Below are 17485 nucleotides of genomic sequence, written 5' to 3'. Positions count from 1 at the left end.
CAGCACTGGCGGGCGAGATGGACAGCACCGAGGTCATCTACCTGCCCACCGCGAACGGGCCGATGCCCATTGCCGCGCAGATCAACGGCAGGCTGTATGCCATCGATGCGGACCATCTGAACACGCCGAGACGCCTGACGAACACGCAGGGCCAGGTGGCGTGGCAGTGGCTGATCACGGGGTTTGGGGAGGCGAACCCGACGACGGGGGCGACCAATTACTCACAAAGCGGGCAGGGCAGTGCAGCCTATGCAGAAGCCATCAAGTTCGACCTGCGGTATCCGGGGCAGGTGTTCGATGAGGAAACCCAACTGAACTACAACCTGCACCGGTCCTATGACCCGCCCTCGGGCCGGTACTTCCAAGCGGATCCGATTGGGCTGGAGGGGGGGTGGAATCGGTTTGCTTATGTGAGTGGCAATCCGCTGGCATGGACTGATCCCAAGGGCTTAGCAATTCCGGCAGTGGTAATTGCATGTATGAGTAATCCTTTATGTGCAACTGCTGCCGGAGGAGTTGCTGTTGCAGCAATAAATGCATGCAAACAAACGTTTGATTATTTATCTCCGCGTTTTACAAACTGGTCGCTGTCGACTAGTAATCCAATGACTGGTGAGCCAGGTTGTGAAGTGGAATGTGAAAATAAAAGTGGTAATAGAAAACAAACGAGGCGGTATGGGCCGGACGGATTTCCTGAAACGGACACTGACTGGGACCATAGTCACGGAGGCATCGGCTCTCCACATTCACACGATTGGAGTCGTCCATCTGACGGGAGTCGACCGACTCACGGAAACCGTGGGGAAGGGCGACCTTCGGTGCCAGGTGATCCAGGACTTGTTAAATAAATAAGAGGTAAAAATGATTTACTTGGCAATTACACCTGTGGGCTTAAAAGAAGCACTGCAATTAAAGAGTAATGGCGGGAGTCATCATATTTGGTGTGGCTCAGATTTGGTTTTTGATTTAATGTCAATTAAAGATGTTTCGCAATTTAATTATCCTTTGATGGGTGCGAGTTTGGATATTATTGAGGGCGCGTTAGAGACAATTAGGGAGCACCATCCGGGTGAGGTTGTGTGGGTGGAAGGCTGTTTGCGATAGTTGGATGAAAAGCCGCTATAAATGGTCCGCGCGATGAATCGCAGTGTTCAAAGTTTTATTTAATGCATTGAACGCGGCAAGGCATTTAATTGCTGACCATTGGATAATGGCTGTATCGAATTTATAAGGACCGCGAAATTAGTGCCGATCCATTTTTCAGAAGCGTCCTGGTACTCGCCGAGTGATGCTTAGATCGAGTCAATTCATGGCAGCACTGCAGGCCTCTGACGAAAATCGTAGTGAAGAGGCACTTCGACTGATGGAGCAATGTGCAAAGGAGGGAGATCCCGTTGCGTGCTATTTCATGGCGCTTTGGTATCGCGATGGCGAAGGTGTTCTTGCGAGCGCGGTCCAAAGCGAGCATTGGATGCAGGAAATGCAACGGATCGCTGAGTCCGACAATGCCGAGGCTCAATGGGAATTAGGACAGGCCCTTCGATACGGCAATGTCTTTCCTTGTGACGTCCGACGTGCCAATTACTGGCTGGAGCGCGCCGCGGAAAACGGTTGGGGCGAAGCGCAGCATCAGTTGGCGTGGTATCTGGAAACAGGGCAGTATGGCTATGCGGATGATAAGCAGATGGCCGAGCAGTGGTACCAACGTGCATTTGAGCAAGAGCATCCCGAGGCGCTTTACACATATGCCCTGCGCGAGTTCAAGGGCGGCACCATCACGGAGAAAGCGATTGAGTTGCTTAAGCGCGCGGCCGAGAAGGGGTTCAAGCAAGCGGAGCACGTCTTGCGTCAGCACACGCACTGAGCGATGGCCCATGTGATGGAGATTTCCCTCAGAAAGCGCTGAGCCAATGGATTGTTCGAATGCGAAAAGCCTAGCCTTTAAACCTTTATGGAATGGTGTCAATGGCGATGCGATGGGGGTTCACACGCAACTCAAGGCCATTTTCAACTCCTGGAGCCCAAGAGCCATCGCTTCCTCGGACCATCGGATAAGCGCATCCACCTGTATCCCATCCTTGGCATCTGCGGCCATCTCCAGCGCCCGGGTAATCCCACTCAACCGTTGCAACCCAAAACTCCCAACGGTGCCCCCCAACTCATGGACTTCCTGCCGCAGGCGGTCCCAGGCCTCGGCGCGGCGGGCGTCATGGATGCGGTCCATGCGCTGCTCGCAGTCGAGAATGAATCGGGTGACCAGCGCGTCGAAGCGGTCAGTGGTGAAAACACTGCGCAGTTCCTCCAAGGCCTTTTGATCGAAGAAAGCATCCGCACCCGCTTCGGTGGCCCCTTTGACGAGGGCCGGCAGAGCATGGTGGTCGTCGGCCTCTGCACTCGGTGATGTGAATGCCGTTGCAGGTGCCGGGGCCGCGGACGCCGAAGTCACCTCGTGCCCCCCCGGCACCAGCCACCGCGCCAGAGTGGCCCACAGCCTTTCCTCCAGCACCGGCTTGGCCAGGTGATCGTTCATGCCGGCCGCCCGGGTGCGCTCGATGTCCTGGCGCGCGGCGTTGGCGGTCATGGCAATGACGGGCAGGTGGGCGAAGCGCGGGTCCTGGCGCAGCGCGCGGGTGGCGGTCAGGCCGTCCATCACGGGCATTTGCATGTCCATCAGCACGGCGTCGTAATGGGTGACGTCGGGCGCTTCGTCGAGGCGGCGCAGGGCTTCGGCGCCGTCGCTGGCGGTGTCCACGTGCAGGCCGCCGGATTCCAGCAGGCCTGCGGCCACGAGGCGGTTGAGCTCGTTATCGTCCACCAGCAGCACGCGCAGGCCGGCCAGCGCCGCGGGGGCGCTCGGGGCGCGGGCGCCGCGCTCGCCCGGGGCGGGCAGGGCCGGGCGGGCGCTGCGCTGCACGCGGGCGGTGAACCAGAAGGTGCTGCCCGCGCCGGGCGCGCTGTGCACGCCGGCATCGCCCCCCATCAGCAGGGCCAGTTGCCGCGAGATGGCCAGGCCCAGGCCCGTGCCACCGAAGCGGCGGGTGATGGTGGCGTCGGCCTGGTGGAAGGCCTGGAAGAGGTGGGATTGCTGCTCGGCGGTGAGGCCGATGCCGGTGTCGCGCACGGCGCAGTGCAGCACCAGGTCGTCTTGCGCGCCCACGCCGTCGGCATGCGGGCCGTCGTCGGCCGGCGTGGCGGCGTGCACCGACACGGTCACCGCGACTTCGCCCGCTTCGGTGAACTTGATGGCGTTGTTCACGAAGTTGACCAGCACCTGCCCGATGCGGTGCGGGTCGCCCAGCAGGTGGGGCGGCACGCCTTGGGCGACCTCCACGCGAAAGCGCAGGCCCTTGGCCTTGGCCTTGTCGTCGAACAGCTCCGACAGGTCGGCCAGCAGGGTGGGCAGCTCGAACGGCACGGTTTCCAGCACGAGGTGGCCGCCGTCGATCTTGGAGAAGTCGAGCGTGTCGTTGACGATGCCCAGCAGCCGGCGGCCGGCGCGGTACATCTGGTCCATGCGCTCGCGCTGCGGCGGCGCCAGGGCTTCGTCCTTGAGCGCGAGCTGGGCCAGGCCCAGGATGGCGTTCAGCGGGGTGCGGATCTCGTGGCTCATCACGGCCAGGAAGGTGGCCTTCTCTTCGGCGGCCTGGGCCAGCGCGCGGGCCTGGTTCTTTTGTTCGGTGACGTCCAGCCACACGCCGTTGAACAGCACGGCGCCATCGGGCAGGCGCCGCGCGGTGGCCAGGGTCTTGAGCCACCGCTTGCGGTCGCCGTGCGCCACCTCGACGTCGAAGTCCAGCGGCTGCAAGGTGCGCAGGCTGTGCTCGAAGCGCTCGCGCAGCGCGTCCTGCCCGGACGGCGGCAGGCCGTAGGTCTGCTCCACGGGGCCTTCCAGGCGCAGCAGTTCGTGCACGGGCCGGCCCTGCAGCTCGGCGGCCTTGTCGCTCACGAAGAGAAAGCGCTGCCAGCCGTCGGGGCGCACGTGCATCTGGAACACCGCGCCCGGGATGGCGCCGGTCAGGTCCACGAGCTGCTCGGACAGGCGGCGTGCTTCGGCGCTCGCGGCCACCTCGATGGCCAGGCGGTCGGCGCGCTGCATGCTTTCCTTGAACACCTGCAGTGCCTTGGCCATGGTGCCCACTTCGTCGCGCCGCTCGGTGCCGGTGACGGTGTCGTCGTATTCGCGGTCGGTGAGCCGCTCCATGTGCCGCGTGAGCCGCAGGATGGGGCGGGAGATCTGGAAGACGGCCACCCAGGACGACAGCGCGATCACCAGGGCCAGGCCGATGCCCACGGCCAGCGCGGTGGTCAGGATGGTGTCGCGCGTGACCTGTCCGAGGCGCACGGACGATTCCTGGAACTGCGTGACGGAGTCGTTGCGCTGCTGGTTCATGTTCTGCTGCAGCGCGCGCAGGGCGGGCTCGAACTCGCCGTGGATGATCTGCAGTGCCCGGTCGCCACGCCAGCGCGAGGCGGCATCGACGATGCGCGCGGCCAGCGCGAAGGCTGCCGTGGCGCGCTGGCGGATGGACTGCAGCTGCGCGGCATTGGCGGGCACCAGGGCTTCGGTGGTGTCGATCTGCTGGTTGAACTGGGCCTGCAGCTGGGCCAGGCGGGTCAGGGCGGCGCGCATGGTGGCCTCGTCCTGCTCGGTCAGCACGGCATACACGAGGCGGCTCGATTCGCTCAGCAGCAGGGCGGCATCGCCGATGTGCAGCGCGCTCTGCGCCTCGCGCGCGATCAGCGCGTTGTACTGCTGGTCGATGCCGCGCATCTTGCTGGTGGCGTAGAGCATCGACGCCGTGGAGATGACGCCCATCAGGCCCACGAGAAAGACGATCTTTGCGGTGAGCGGCAGGTGGGAGAAGTACCGTAGAACGTACCGGGACGATGGCATGGTCGATCCGTGAAAGAAAAAGACAGATGCGGTGGGTCGGTCAGGGCTTGCGGGCGATCGCCGCGCGCAGCGCCGCCACGGCGCCGGGCGTGTCCAGCCGCCCCTGCAGGTGGCGGGTGACCACGTCGTACACGGCGGCCTTCACCGCGGAGGGATGGGCATTGCCCATGGCGATGGAGCCCATGAGAGTGCGGCGCATGTTGGCGCCGCGCAGGTCCGTGATGGCGCCCTGGCCGCAGCGGTTGAACGGGGCCTGCTGCACGTCCACGCGCGCGGGCGCCGCGCCGGTGCGCACGTTCACGGCCACCTGCAGATCCGGGTCCATGAGGATGGAGGCGAAGCGCTCCTGCGCCGCGCGCTGGCGTGCGGGCTGCTTGAAGAAGACGAACTGGTCGCTGTTGAAGAGGTACATGCCCTGGGTGTCGGGAAAGCGCCAGCACTGGTAGTCGCGGCCGGGCCGCAGGCCCCGCACCTTGAATTCGCCGTCCACCCAGCTGCCCTGCACCTGCAGCAGGGCCTGCCCGCCGGCGACAAGGTCGGTGGCCTGGTCCCAGCGGCGGCGCATGAATCCCGCGTCCAGGTACCGCGCCAGTTGCCGCATGCGCTCGAAGATCACGGTGGTGACCGGGGCGTCGAGCGCGGTCGGGTCCAAGTCGAGAAAGGCGCGCCGGTAGAACGCCGCGCCGCCGGTGCCGGCCGCGACCGATTCGAACAGCAGCGTGTGTTCCCACGCTTCCTTGCCGATGGCCAGCGGCTGGATGCCGGCGGCGCGGGCCTGGTCGAGCAGGGCGATCAGGTCGTCCCAGGTGTCGGGCGGCGTGGCGGCTCCCAGCCGGCGGGCCAGGGACTGGTTGACCCAGAGCCAGTTGGTGGAATGCGCGTTGAACGGGGCCGCCACCCACTGGCCCTGCCATTTGGACAGTTGCTGGATCTCGTTGGGAACGACCTCGTCCCATTCCTCTCGCGCGGCGACGTCGTTCAGATTCTCCAGCAGCCCGCGCCGCGCCCATTCGTGGATCTCGTAGCCGATCATCTGCGCGGCGGTGGGCACCCGCCCCGCGCGCACGCGGGCCGCCAGCACGTCGGTGTAGCGCGCGGTGCCGCTGCCGGGCGAGAAGTCCTCCTTCCAGGCCAGGCCGCGCTGGCGCGTGAAGTCACGGATCGCGTCCATGCTGGCGCGCTCGCCGCCCGTCACCCACCAGTGGAACACCTCCACACCCGCCGGCTCGCTGCGGGCAGGCCCGGCGAGCGCGGCCAGCCAGGCCAGCCCGAGCCACAGCAGGGGGCGAAGCCGCCACCGCGCAACGGGCCGGAGCGGTTGGGGACGGGCGGGACGAAGGGTGGGCACGCCGGCAAAGGGCAACGCGGCAACGAAGGCGGACAGCATGCCGGCCAGTGTCCGCGATGGGCCGCGCGGGACAGCCGCAGGCCCATTCGGTCGCTCGTTGCGGTGGGCGCTGCATGTGGTGCCGAACGCACAGATGCACAGCCGAATGTCAACAATTGTTGAATTCTGAAAACCGAAGAGCCCACCCCCTAGATTCGCGGCACTCCCGGCCACGCCGGCAAGGCACCGCGCGCCGGTCCTTCCTTGCCCTCCGACCCCATTGCAGCCCTCGCCAGGGCCCAAGTGGCGTCGCGGCGTTCCCGGACCTGCTCACTACAACAATCTGGAGATCGGTATGGTTCTTTCCTTTGCACGGCGGGCTGCGGGCCTGCTGTGGCCTGCTGCTTTCGCGTCTGCGCCCGCGCGCAGATCTGCCACCCATCAAGGCCTGCCCGGCGGGCGGGGATATGGCCTGCTGCTGGCCGGGTGCCTGCTGGCACCCGGGGCCGTGCTGGCCCAGACCACCGACATCCTGGTCAACCAGGACGCGGTGCCCGCATCGGCCTCGGGCCCGGCGGGCGGCACCTTCCATTACGTGGTGACGGTGCGGCACAACACCGGCAGCGCGGCGACCGGCGTGGTCCTCACCGACAAGCTGCCCGTGGGCGCGGTGTTCCAGTCGGTCACGACGACCCCGGCGGGCATGCCCTGCACGCCGGCCATCGCACCCGGCACGGCCATCACGGTCGCCAACCAGACGGTGCAGTGCGGCCTGGGCTCGATGGCGGTCAATTCCACCAAGGTGGTGGATTTCGAGGTGGTGCTCCCGACGGTCTCGACCAACTGGATCAACAATGCCCGCGTGACGCGCAACGAGACCGATTCGGACCCCAGCAACGATGCGCTGGACCGCCGCATCACCACGACCGAAGCGGCCGACCTGGCCCTGGCCGTCACCACCAACCCCACGGCGCCTCCCGGCAACCCGCTCTCGCCCGGCCAGCCCTACCGCTATGTGGTGGACGTGAGCAACCAGGGACCCATCGGCATTCCCGCCGCAGGGCGCGTGGAGGTCATGTTCAGCGTGCCCACGGGCGCCTCGTTCACCCGCGTGGGCGGCAGCAACGGATGGACCTGCACGCCCACGGCCTCGAACGCTTCGCCGCTCGTGTCCCCCGGCGCGCCGACGCCCGCCACGGTGGTCACCTGCTCCCACGCCGGTGCGCTGGCCAATGGCGGCACGGTGCCGTCGCTGGAGGTGGACGCCGCCCCCAATGTGACCGGCTCCATCACGACGTCGTTCTCGGTCAAGGGCTACAAGGATGCGTCCACGGAAATGCCCGACGGGCAGACCGCCAACAACACCGGCACGGCCGAAGTCAACGTGGCCGGCACGGCCTCGGACGTTTCCGTCACCAAGGCCGTGAACGGTGCCACGACTTATGGGCTCAACGACCAGGTGACCTACACGGTCACGCCCCGGCTGAACGGCGGCACCTTGCTCACCGGCGTTCCGGTGCAGGTGGTCGATACGCTGGGCACGGGCCTGTCCTACGTGTCCGCCACGGGCACGGGATGGACCTGCACCCCGGCGGGCCAGGTGATCACCTGCGACCTGCCCGGCGGCTACGCGGGCGCCAACTTCAGCAACCTGCCGGTGATCACGGTGGTGGCTTCGGTGCAGCAGACGGGCACGCTGCCCAACACCGTCACGGTCGACGCGCCGACCCGCACCGATCCCGACACGACCAACAACGCGCCGGCCAGCGTCTTCATCACGGCGACCAACGTGGCCGACCTGCAGATCACCAAGACCGCGTCCAACTACGTGAACGGCCAGGGCGTGGCCGTGGCCATCGGCCAAAGCTACCAGTACCGCCTGACGGCGCGCAACCGCGGCCCGCTCGCCATCGCGGCGGCCGCCGCCACCGTGCCGGCCGCCCCGAGCATCGTCGTCACCGACTCGGTGCCCGCCGGCGTGACCCTGACCGGCCTGAACGCGGCCTCCGGCGCGGGCTGGACCTGCTCGGCACTGCCGCTGGTGGGCCCGGGCACCTTCACCTGCGAGCGCACGGCCGGACTGGCCGTGAATGCGAACGCGCCCGACATCGTGGTCAACGCGGTGCGCACGACCGCGGGCTCGGCCACCAACAACGCCTGCGTGAAGTTCAGCCCCGAAACGGGCGGCACCCGCGAGGACCCGTGGTACACCGACCCCGCCCACGGCATCAACTGCCAGGGCGTGGGCGTCGGCGCATCCGACCAGACCCCCGGCAGTGAGGTGCAGGCGGACCTGAGCATCGTCAAATCCGTGGACAAGCCCACGGTGCCTGCCGGCGACGTGCTGACCTACACGATGGTGGTGACCAACAACGGCACCAGCGCCGCCACCAACGTGAGCCTGCGCGACGTGCTGCCCAGCCTGGTGACCAGCGCCTCGGCGCCGGGCCTGGTGTCGGTGAACACGACCGCCGGCACCTGCACGCCCTCGGGCGCTTCCAACGTCAACACCGCCACGCTGCTGTGCTCGCTCGGCACGCTCAACAGCGGCGCCAGCGCGACGGTGACCGTGGCCATCCGGCCCACGGTGGCCACCACCGCGAACCGCACCAACACCGCCACGGCCTATTCGCCCGAAGTGGTGGACCCGGTCCTGGGCAACAACACGGCATCGGTGACGAGCCAGGTCACGGCCCGGGTGGACCTGGTGGCCTCCAAGACCGTCTCGCCCACGCCGACCGCCATCTCCGGCGAGCCCATCACGTACGTGGTGCGCGCCAGGAACAACGGCCCGTCGTCGGCCGAGAACGTGTGGCTGAGGGATGTGCTGCCCGCCAACGCGGTGCTGATCGGCACGCCCGTCGCCTCCAACAGCGGCGTGTGCGACGCGGTGCCCGCCGGCAACGGCGGCACGCTGAACTGCCGCTGGGGCAGCACGGGCAACAGCGTCTTCCTCGCCAACGGCGGCCAGTACGAAGTGACCTACCGAATGCGTGCGGCGGGCGCCTGGGCCCCGGGCGTGAAGCTCTCCAACACCGTCGAGATCGGCACCGCGACGGACGAGCCCGTGCTGACCAACAACCAGGCCGCGGCCGAGATCACGCTGACCCAGCCCGAGCTGGACATCCTGGTGTCGATGGCGCACAGCGCCGACGCCATCGCCCTGGGCGCCGAGACGACCTACACCATCACGGTGAAGAACTCGGGCCCGTCGTTCGGCACGAACGTGGTGATGACGGACACGTTCCCGATCACCCACCCCACGAATGGCGCCTCTTCGGCCACGTTCGGCTTCACGGGCGGCCTGACGGTGGACCGGGGCGGTGTCTGCACGGTGCCGGCCATCGGCGCGACCTCGGGCGGCGTGTCGTGCACCTTCCCGGGCCTGGCCAAGGACGAGGTGGCCACCATCACGTTCAAGATGAAGGCGATGAGCCTGCCGGCCGGGGCCGCGTCGGGCACGATCTTCCACAAGGCCGTGGTGTCGGTGAGCGAAACCGAGTTCCTGCAGGGCGGGCAGAACACGCAGGTCAACAACACCACCTACGACCAGACCTCCACCAAGCGCGACCCGATCGCCACCGACCTGTCGATCCTGAAGGCCGGCCCGGATGGCCCGATCGCCCCGGGCTCGGACGTGGACTACACCTTCACCGTGCGCAACAACGGCAACCTGACCAGCAACGGCGCCCAGGTGGTGGACCCGCTGCCCGCGGGGCTGACGTTCGTCTCCTCGCCCGACTGCGTGGCCACGGGCACCTCGGTGACCTGCTCGGTGGGCGAGCTGCTGGCGGGCGCGAGCCGCACCCTGCGCGCCAAGACGCGCCTGGCGCAGCCCTACACCGGCAATGGACCTCTGGTGAACACGGCGACGCTGGACGCGCCGGGCGACACCGACCCCACCAACAACACGTCAAGCAAGACCACGACCGTGCAGCCGCCGCCCGATGCGATCACCAGCGTGCCGACGCTGTCGCAGTGGGCATTGATCCTGCTGTCGTGCCTGCTGGGTGGACTGGCGCTGCGCCAGTCCCACGGCCCGCGCCGGCGCTGACCTGCCATGGGGGGCTCGCCCCCAAGGAAGAAGGGCGGTCCCGAATGCGGGACCGCCCTTTTTTTAATGGATGGCGGGTCGGGGGTCTGAGAGAAGTGTCGGCGCGTGCCGCCGGCGCTGGCGCGCAGGGTCAGGCCGACTGCGTGACATCGACCACGTCCAGGCGGTAGCCCATGCCATACACCGCGTTGACGACATAGCCGTTCTCCGGCGACAGGGCCAGCTTGTTGCGCAGCCGCGAGACGTGCGTGTCCAGCGAGCGCGAGGGCACGTCTTGCACCTCGCTCCAGACGCTCTGGCGCATGTGCTCGCGCGACAGCAGGCGGCCCGCGTTCTGGAACATGAACAGCGCCAGGTCGTATTCCTTGTTCTTCAGGTCCACCGCCGTTCCTTCCATCCACAGCGTGCGCGTCTTGGGCTCGAAGCGGTAGCGGCCGAAATCGAGCGTGCGCGACACCGTGGACGGGTACGCCCGGCGCAGCAGCGCCGCGGTGCGGGCCATGAGTTCGCCCATGCGGATGGGTTTGGTCATGAAGTCGTCGGCGCCGCAGTTGAGCGCCTCGACCACGTCCTGTTCGGCATTGCGGCGCGTCACGAACAGGATGGGCATCTGCGGCGCCAGGCCGGCGCGCAGGGTGCGCACCACTTCCATGCCGCTCATGTCGGGCAGGTGCCAGTCCACGATCAGCAGATCGAAGGTCTCGGTCCGCAGCGCCCTGAGCAGGCTGGTGCCATCGGTGAAGGGGTGGAACAGGTGCCCCGCATGTTCGACAGAGGCCTGGATCAGCTCCATCAGGATCGGGTCGTCGTCAAGGGCAGCGATACGCATGGGGCATCAGCAAACGGCAAAGGCAATGGAATACGGATCGCCGGTGGGATGCGGCGAGGTGCCGAAACTACCTTTTAATTTCGCTATCGGTTGGAATGTGACAATTGTTGACAGTTATCGCGGGGCGCGGTGCCGGTTTTGTGGCAACAGCGCATCGGCGGCCCTGCGGATGCACCCTGCCGATGCCGCGCGGCCGGGGCTTCGCCAGCAGGATTTCGTTTGCCACCGATGCGTTTCGCTTCGGGGCGCGCCGGCGCGACAGGGGCCGTGAGCATCGCGGGCTTCACAAGAAAAAGGGGAGGACACAACCATGGGCAATTGCATCGGCGCCGCCGGCGCGAGCGCGTCCGTTCACCACCGTCAGGGCGACGGCCCGGCCGATACCCGCGCGCGGGGAGAAGCCCCGGCACCACCGGCTGCGTTCGGGGTGGACGAAGCACTGGCGGGCCTGCGGGCCCGCGAACACCGGATCGATGGACTGCTGGGCCCGCGCGCCGGCGCGCTGCTCGCCTCGCCCGAGCGCTGGGCCCTCGAGATCGGCCGCGACCAGGTGCGGTCGTCGGCCTGGGGCCTGCAGGCGGTGCGCCAATCCCTGGACCACCCGGAGGCGCCGCACATGCGCCTGGGGGCCGATCCCGCGCAGGCGGCGCGGCTGATGGCCGCCAGGGCCACGCGGCTGGCCGGGGAGATCGACGCCGTCATCGAACGCGGCAAGGAGTCCGCCAAGGATCAGCGGGTTCTGGCAGGCGCGGACCCACTCATGCGCTCCCCGCACGCCCGCTGAGGGCCTCCGCTGTCAGGCCGACAGCGGCGCTTCCTGCATCGCCTCCATCTGCTCGCGCAGCATGTCCACCTGCCCGCGCCAGTAGTCGCTGCTGCCGAACCAGGGGAAGTTGATCGGAAAGATCGGGTCGTTCCAGCGGCGCGCCAGCCAGGCGCTGTAGTGGATCAGCCGCAGCGTGCGCAGCGGCTCGATCAGGGCCAGCTCGCGCCGGTCGAAGGGGCGGAACTGCTCGTAGCCGTCCAGCAGCGCGGACAGCTGCACGGTGCGCTGGCGGCGGTCGCCGGACAGCAGCATCCACAGGTCCTGCACGGCCGGGCCGGTGCGCGCGTCGTCCAGGTCCACGAAGTGCGGGCCGCCGCCGGGCCGGTCGGTGGGCGTCCACAGCACGTTGCCGGGGTGGCAGTCGCCGTGCAGGCGCAGCGGGCGCGCATCCTTCAAGGCAAACGTGCCGCCTGCCGGGGTATTCCATGCACTTTGTGCTATCAATTCAATAGCATCCTCGCAGGCGCTGCGCCAGGCCGACTGCTGGTCCAGCGGGATGATCTCCTCGGCCAGCAGCCAGTCGTGCGGCTCCTGCGCGAAGGTGGCCGCGTCCAGCGCCGGGCGCAGCGCGAAGGGCCGGGCCTCGCCCACGGTGTGGATGCGGGCGAGGAAACGGCCGATCCACTCCACCACCTCGAAGTCGTCCAGCTCGGGCGTGCGCCCGCCGCGCCAGGGGCTGACCGAGAACGCGAAGCCCGCGTGCTGGTGCAGCGTGCGGCCCTGCAGCACCAGAGGGGCGACCATGGGCACCTCGGCCTGGGCGAGTTCGGCGGCGAACGCGTGCTCTTCCAGGATCTGCGCCTCGCTCCAGCGGCCCGGCCGGTAGAACTTGGCCACGACGCGGCTGCCGTCTTCCAGCGACACCTGGTACACGCGGTTTTCGTACGAGCCCAGGGCCATGAGGCGGCCGTCGCCGTACAGGTCCACGCTGGCGAGCGCGTCCAGCACGAGGTCGGGGGTGAGGGGCGCGTAGGGATGCGAGGAAGAAGAGGTGGGCTCGGTGCCGGGCAGGTTATCCATGGGGGGCATTGTCGCCCCCGGCCAGTTCGGTGAACGGCAACTGCTGCTTGACCAGGATGACGGTGCATGGCGCATCGCGCGCCACGCGAATCGGAATGGTGTCGATGAAGCGCTGCAGCGGCACGCCGTGCGTGGCCGCGCCCAGGATCATCACGCCCACGCGGTTGCCCTGGGCGTAGCGCACCAGGGCCTTGGCCACGTCGCTCGCCTCGATCACCTGGTGGCTGGCGCTGTGGCCGGCCAGGTCGAGCCCGGCGGACCACTGGCGCAGGCGCACCAGGTGGCGGCGGTGCAGCGTGGTTTCGCTGCGCTCGCTGTCCGATGCGCTGCTGGCCGAGGGCGAGATCACGGTCACGCAGGCCAGCCGCGCCCCGGGGCGGATGCCCAGCGAGCGCGCCGCCGCCTGGCGCAGCGAGTACAGCGTGGCATCGCTCGCGTCCTCGCCCGGCACGGCCACCATGAGGATGGGCGCCGCCTCGATCTGGCGCGCCGGCAGCGGGCTGGGCTGGTAGTGCATGCCCGCCGCCTTGAGCCAGCGGCGCAGGTGCGCCCGCACGCCCGGCCCGCGCAGGCGCCGGCCGCGTTCGGTGACCGGCACCTGCTCGGGGTGCGTCAGGTCGAAGGCCAGGTGCGCGGCCGACGGATAGCGCTGCGCGGCCTCGGGTTCCAGGCAGCGCAGGATGATCTCCTGCAGCCACTCGGGCACCTGCGGCCGGTGGCGACGCGGCGGCGCGGGCGTCATCCACAGCCGCTGGCGCAGGCCGCCGCGTGTGGTGGGCGCGCCGAAGGGCAGCTCGCCCGTGGCCAGTTCGTACAGCATCACGCCGATGGCGAAGAGGTCGCTGCGCAGGTCGCCGCGCACGCCCACCACTTGCTCGGGCGCGATCCAGGCGGGCGAGCCCACGGCCTCGCGCATCTCCTCGGCCAGCAGGTCGGGGTAGTGCGCGTGGCACGAGAGGCCGAAATCCAGCAGCACCGCGCTGCCATCCGGGCGCAGCAGCACGTTGGCGGGCTTGAGGTCGAGGTGGCACACGTTCTGCTGGTGCAGGCTGTGCGCGGCGTGCGCCATGGCCGCGCCCAGGCGGGCCACGGTGGCGGCGTCCGGCGGCTGCGGCAGGTCCAGCCAGTGCTGCAGCGTGTGGCCTTCGATGTACTCCATCACCAGGTAGGGCAGCCGCGCCAGGTCGCCCGCGGCGACGAAGCGCGGCACGTGGCTGCCGCTCAGCGTGGGCAGGATCTGCAGCTCCACCTCGAAGCCGACGATGGTCTCGGCGCCGTCGCCCGCCGTCATGCGCGGGATCTTCATCGCCAGCGGAAAGCCCGCGTCGCGCGCGGCGCCCGCATAACCCACGCGATAAACGTGCGCCATGCCGCCCGCGTGCAGGCATTCGTGCACGACGAAGCCGTCCACCTCGGTGCCGGGCGCGAGCAGCTTCATGCGGGGCTCCGGGCGGGCCGGGCGATGGCGTGGCTCACCGCCCCAGCTCCAGCCGGTCGGCGAAGAACGCGGGCAGGCCGGCGGCGCGCACGGTGGCCGCGGCCGCGGCATGGTCGTAGGGCACGCGGTGGAAGGCGACCGTCGCGGCGTGGTCGTCGAACAGCGCATACATGGCACGCACGTCGCGGTCGCGCGGCTGGCCCACGGAGCCCGCGACGCCCAGCCACTGGCGGTGCGGCGGCACCGGCACGGGCACGCCGGGCTGCGGCGCAAAGCGCATCAGCTTGGCGGTGGGCGTGAGGAAATACAGCGCCTGCTCGTGCACGTGGCCGCAGAACACGTAGCGGATGGCGGGGTCGAGCTGGCTGGCCGCAGCCATGCTGCGCTCGGCCGCGCCCGCGTCCTGCACGTAGTGCCAGTGGCTGGGCTGGTCGGCGCTGGCGTGCACCAGCAGCGTGTTCGCGCCCAGGCGGCGCGTGAGCGGCAAGGTGGCCAGAAAGGCGCGGTGCCGGGGCGACAGCTGCGCATGCGTCCACTGCGCGCTCTGGTCGCCCATCTGGGTGGGCGCTGCGGGTGGGTCCAGCGCCGCGACGTCGTGGTTGCCCAGCACGCAGGGCGCGCCCTCGGCCGCCAGGGCCATCGCCTGCTCGACGACGGCCACGGGGTCGCCGCCGTAGCCCACCAGATCGCCCAGCAGCGCGAACTGCTCGGCGCCCTGGGCGCGGGCATGCGCCAGGCAGGCATCGAAGGCATGGCGATTGGCGTGGATGTCGGCGAGCAGGGCGATCTTCATGGCGGACGCGGCGGGTGCGCGAGGCTGGGGTCAAGGGTGCGAAAAGGCATCGGCCCGCGGGGGCGGGGCCGCCTGCGATGATGGCTCCGAATGGTGCCATTGGCGGGGGTGAGTGCGCGGGAAGCGCAAAAAAGGTGCAATCGCGGCCGAATGCCCGCTGCACCGGTCTCTACCGTCCCGGTCACGGAATTCGTTTTGCTATCTTTTGTGTAGCAATCGAGGCAATGAAATCCCCGGCGTGGCACATGAAAGACCACGAAATCAAAAGAACCGGCCAGGGGGCGACGGTCGATGGGCGCTTCGGCCACTATTCAGGCGGCAGCGTGCGGGGATCGGGGCCCCAGAGGCGTTGGCCCAGGTCCAGCGCGGCGATGTCTTCCGGCTCGCCGACGTCGTGGGCCACCATTCGGTCGAGCAGTGCCTGGCTCTCCGCTGGCGAGGCCGTGTGCAGGTACGCGATGGCGCGGCCGATGAAGGCGATGCGCTTGCGTTCGATGGAGTCGCTCACTTCCAGCATGTCGGACATGGTCCGGGGGCTGACGGGTTCGGCCTCGTCGTCGTCGCTGTCCGGCGCCATCGTGGCCTGCAGCAGAAAGGGCATTTTGTAGCGCTCCTGCCGATGGGCGTGGTGGCGGTCCGGCAGGCTTTCACCCCGGCGGTTCACCGCGGCGTCGGCCTGGCCGGGGGCCTGTGCCTGTTTCCAGCCGTCGAGGCTGCTTTGCTTTTGGGCATGCTTGAAAAACTCGGCGGGCAGGAAGTGCCTGCCCTCCAGCACCTGCACCGCACCGTCTTGCGCCAGCGGCTGTGCGGTGCGGCCCAGCGCCGTGCGGGGTGGCTGGCCGGGCGATTCCAGGGCCTGCCGGTGAAGTGCGTTCAGGCGCTCCCCAGCCTGCGCGAACTTGGACGCCGCCGAGAGCGCAAAGATGCGGCAGCCTGAGTCGGACGTCTGGATGTCCAGCATGAACAGCGCCACCGTGCCGCCTTCGGGCAGCAGCCGCGCCAGCGAAGGCAGCACCTCGCTGGTGTAGCGGGCCTGGTTTTCCTGATTGAACCGGAGCGGGTCGGCGATCACGATGGATACGGCATCCGCGTGGCGCTGGAGGTCGGCCGCCACGACGTGGTCTTCGCCGGGGGGGGGGCAGCGTCAGGACCGCACGGGCGCGTTCGCCATCGGGCCGGGGCGCCGCGAACCATGCCCGCACTGCCGCAGGGCTCTCCAGCAGGGACAGCGGCAGAGACGGGTGGCGCGCGCTTTCGGCCGCCACCAACGTGGGCAGCATGGCCTGGTCGAAGACCTTGTCCAGTTCCTCCGTGCCCCAGTTGTCGTTCACCAGATCCGTGAAACGCCGGTGCAGATCCTGCAGCCGGGCGATGGCCTCGGACTGCACGGGCGACAGGGCGGCGGCCGTGCCGGCCCGGTGACCGATCGACGATGCTGTCATGCCCGCGGAGCGGGGCCGGATGGGCGCGGCCCCCCGGGACAGGTGCAGCGCCGCGAGCGGGAGGTCCGGCGAGGGGTTCGAGCGCGTCGGAGCGGGGGGCGGCCCTCGCCGCAGCGGTCACCTCGTCCGGGCGGCGGTCAGGGGCCCTGCGGGTGCCGGAGTTGACGGGTAAGACCATTCGCATTCCTGTGGCTTGGCGAATGCAGGAGGGTCGCGCAGGCTGCGCGCCGGCACGGTGCGGGCCGCGAACGCATGGGCAGCGCAGCGAAGCGCCCTGCGCGCCACGGTCTGCGGCACCACGAAAAAAGCCCCCCGGCCGCGTTCAAACACGGCCGGGGGGCTTCGAGGCCGATGCCGATCAGGCCAGCGTGATCGTCACGTCGATGTTGCCGCGCGTGGCGTTGGAGTAGGGGCAGACCTGGTGGGCGGCGTCCACCAATTGTTGCGCCTGGGCGCGGTCCAGGCCGGGCAGGCTGACCTTCAGGCGGGCGGCGATGCCGTAGGCGTTGGGGATCTTGCCCAGATCGACTTCGGCGTCCACGGCCACGTCCTGCGGCACGGCGATCTTCAGCTGGCCGCCCACGGCCTTCAAGGCGCCGATGAAGCAGGCGGAATAGCCGGCGGCGAAGAGCTGCTCGGGGTTCGTGCCCGTGCCGCTGGTGCCGGGGGCGGAGAGCGTCACGTCCAGGCGTCCGTCATCGGTGCGCGAGGCGCCGTCGCGGCCGCCGGTGGTGTGGGCGCGGGCGGTGTAGAGGACTTGGTCGAGCGATGGCATGGTGATTCCTTTGCAGTGAATGCCCGCGGTGCGGGCGGTTGAGGGACAAAAAAGACAACGAAAGCGAGAACGAAAAAGCGTTGAGGG

General features: G+C 68.5%; 12 protein-coding genes and 1 pseudogene. 5 read left to right on the top strand and 8 right to left on the bottom strand.

All coding sequences use genetic code 11. From position 1 onward, the window contains the following. The 3 genes from AVAK2825_RS23600 to AVAK2825_RS23590 form a co-directional block, all read left to right on the top strand. Positions 1–848, top strand: an 848-nt coding sequence (locus AVAK2825_RS23600; RefSeq protein ID WP_284402876.1) for an RHS repeat-associated core domain-containing protein, incomplete at its 5' end; no start/stop codon positions are given. Between the two features lie 13 nt (positions 849–861). Next, on the top strand, positions 862–1104 hold the full coding sequence (locus AVAK2825_RS23595) for a hypothetical protein (protein WP_284402875.1): 243 nt from the start codon (positions 862–864) through the stop codon (positions 1102–1104). A 205-nt stretch (positions 1105–1309) separates the two neighbouring features. Further along, positions 1310–1864 (top strand): tetratricopeptide repeat protein, encoded by a 555-nt coding sequence (locus tag AVAK2825_RS23590; protein WP_284402874.1) that lies wholly within the window; start codon positions 1310–1312, stop codon positions 1862–1864. A 120-nt stretch (positions 1865–1984) separates the two neighbouring features. On the opposite strand, the gene AVAK2825_RS23585 is transcribed toward AVAK2825_RS23590, so the two are convergent. Continuing rightward, positions 1985–4894 (bottom strand): response regulator, encoded by a 2910-nt coding sequence (locus tag AVAK2825_RS23585; protein WP_284402873.1) that lies wholly within the window; start codon positions 4892–4894, stop codon positions 1985–1987. Between the two features lie 40 nt (positions 4895–4934). After that, positions 4935–6281, bottom strand: a complete 1347-nt coding sequence (locus AVAK2825_RS23580; RefSeq protein ID WP_284402872.1) for an ABC transporter substrate-binding protein — start codon at positions 6279–6281, stop codon at positions 4935–4937. A 295-nt stretch (positions 6282–6576) separates the two neighbouring features. On the opposite strand from AVAK2825_RS23580, the gene AVAK2825_RS23575 reads away from it, so the two are divergent. Continuing rightward, complete coding sequence (locus AVAK2825_RS23575; protein ID WP_284402871.1) at positions 6577–10275, top strand: IPTL-CTERM sorting domain-containing protein; 3699 nt, start codon at positions 6577–6579, stop codon at positions 10273–10275. 130 nt (positions 10276–10405) lie between these two features. On the opposite strand, the gene AVAK2825_RS23570 is transcribed toward AVAK2825_RS23575, so the two are convergent. After that, complete coding sequence (locus AVAK2825_RS23570; RefSeq protein WP_284402870.1) at positions 10406–11104, bottom strand: response regulator transcription factor; 699 nt, start codon at positions 11102–11104, stop codon at positions 10406–10408. A gap of 310 nt (positions 11105–11414) precedes the next feature. On the opposite strand from AVAK2825_RS23570, the gene AVAK2825_RS23565 reads away from it, so the two are divergent. Beyond that, positions 11415–11888, top strand: coding sequence for a hypothetical protein (locus AVAK2825_RS23565; protein WP_284402869.1), 474 nt, complete (start codon positions 11415–11417; stop codon positions 11886–11888). A 12-nt stretch (positions 11889–11900) separates the two neighbouring features. Here AVAK2825_RS23565 and AVAK2825_RS23560 read toward each other — a convergent pair whose 3' ends face one another. From AVAK2825_RS23560 to AVAK2825_RS23540, 5 genes and pseudogenes are all read right to left on the bottom strand, one after another. Continuing rightward, on the bottom strand, positions 11901–12950 hold the full coding sequence (locus AVAK2825_RS23560; protein ID WP_284402868.1) for a serine/threonine protein kinase: 1050 nt from the start codon (positions 12948–12950) through the stop codon (positions 11901–11903). Then, on the bottom strand, positions 12943–14388 hold the full coding sequence (locus tag AVAK2825_RS23555; protein ID WP_284402866.1) for a bifunctional serine/threonine-protein kinase/universal stress protein: 1446 nt from the start codon (positions 14386–14388) through the stop codon (positions 12943–12945). The genes AVAK2825_RS23560 and AVAK2825_RS23555 overlap by 8 nt, the downstream gene beginning before the upstream one ends. 34 nt (positions 14389–14422) lie before the next feature. Then, a complete protein-coding gene (locus AVAK2825_RS23550; protein ID WP_284402865.1) occupies positions 14423–15181 on the bottom strand; it encodes a metallophosphoesterase family protein in 759 nt (252 codons plus the stop codon). A gap of 307 nt (positions 15182–15488) precedes the next feature. Then, positions 15489–16298, bottom strand: a pseudogene (locus AVAK2825_RS23545) (YopJ family acetyltransferase); the annotation flags it as partial. Between the two features lie 683 nt (positions 16299–16981). Continuing rightward, the gene (locus AVAK2825_RS23540; protein WP_284402862.1) at positions 16982–17398 is read right to left on the bottom strand and encodes an organic hydroperoxide resistance protein; all 417 of its coding nucleotides are present in this window, start codon (positions 17396–17398) and stop codon (positions 16982–16984) included. Positions 17399–17485 lie beyond the last annotated feature (87 nt).

Origin of the sequence: Acidovorax sp. SUPP2825 (assembly GCF_030158995.1) — a bacterium.
Classification (GTDB): domain Bacteria; phylum Pseudomonadota; class Gammaproteobacteria; order Burkholderiales; family Burkholderiaceae_C; genus Paracidovorax.
The sequence above is the reverse complement of the archived record's forward strand: the minus strand, read 5'-3'. Positions and strand labels throughout refer to the sequence as shown.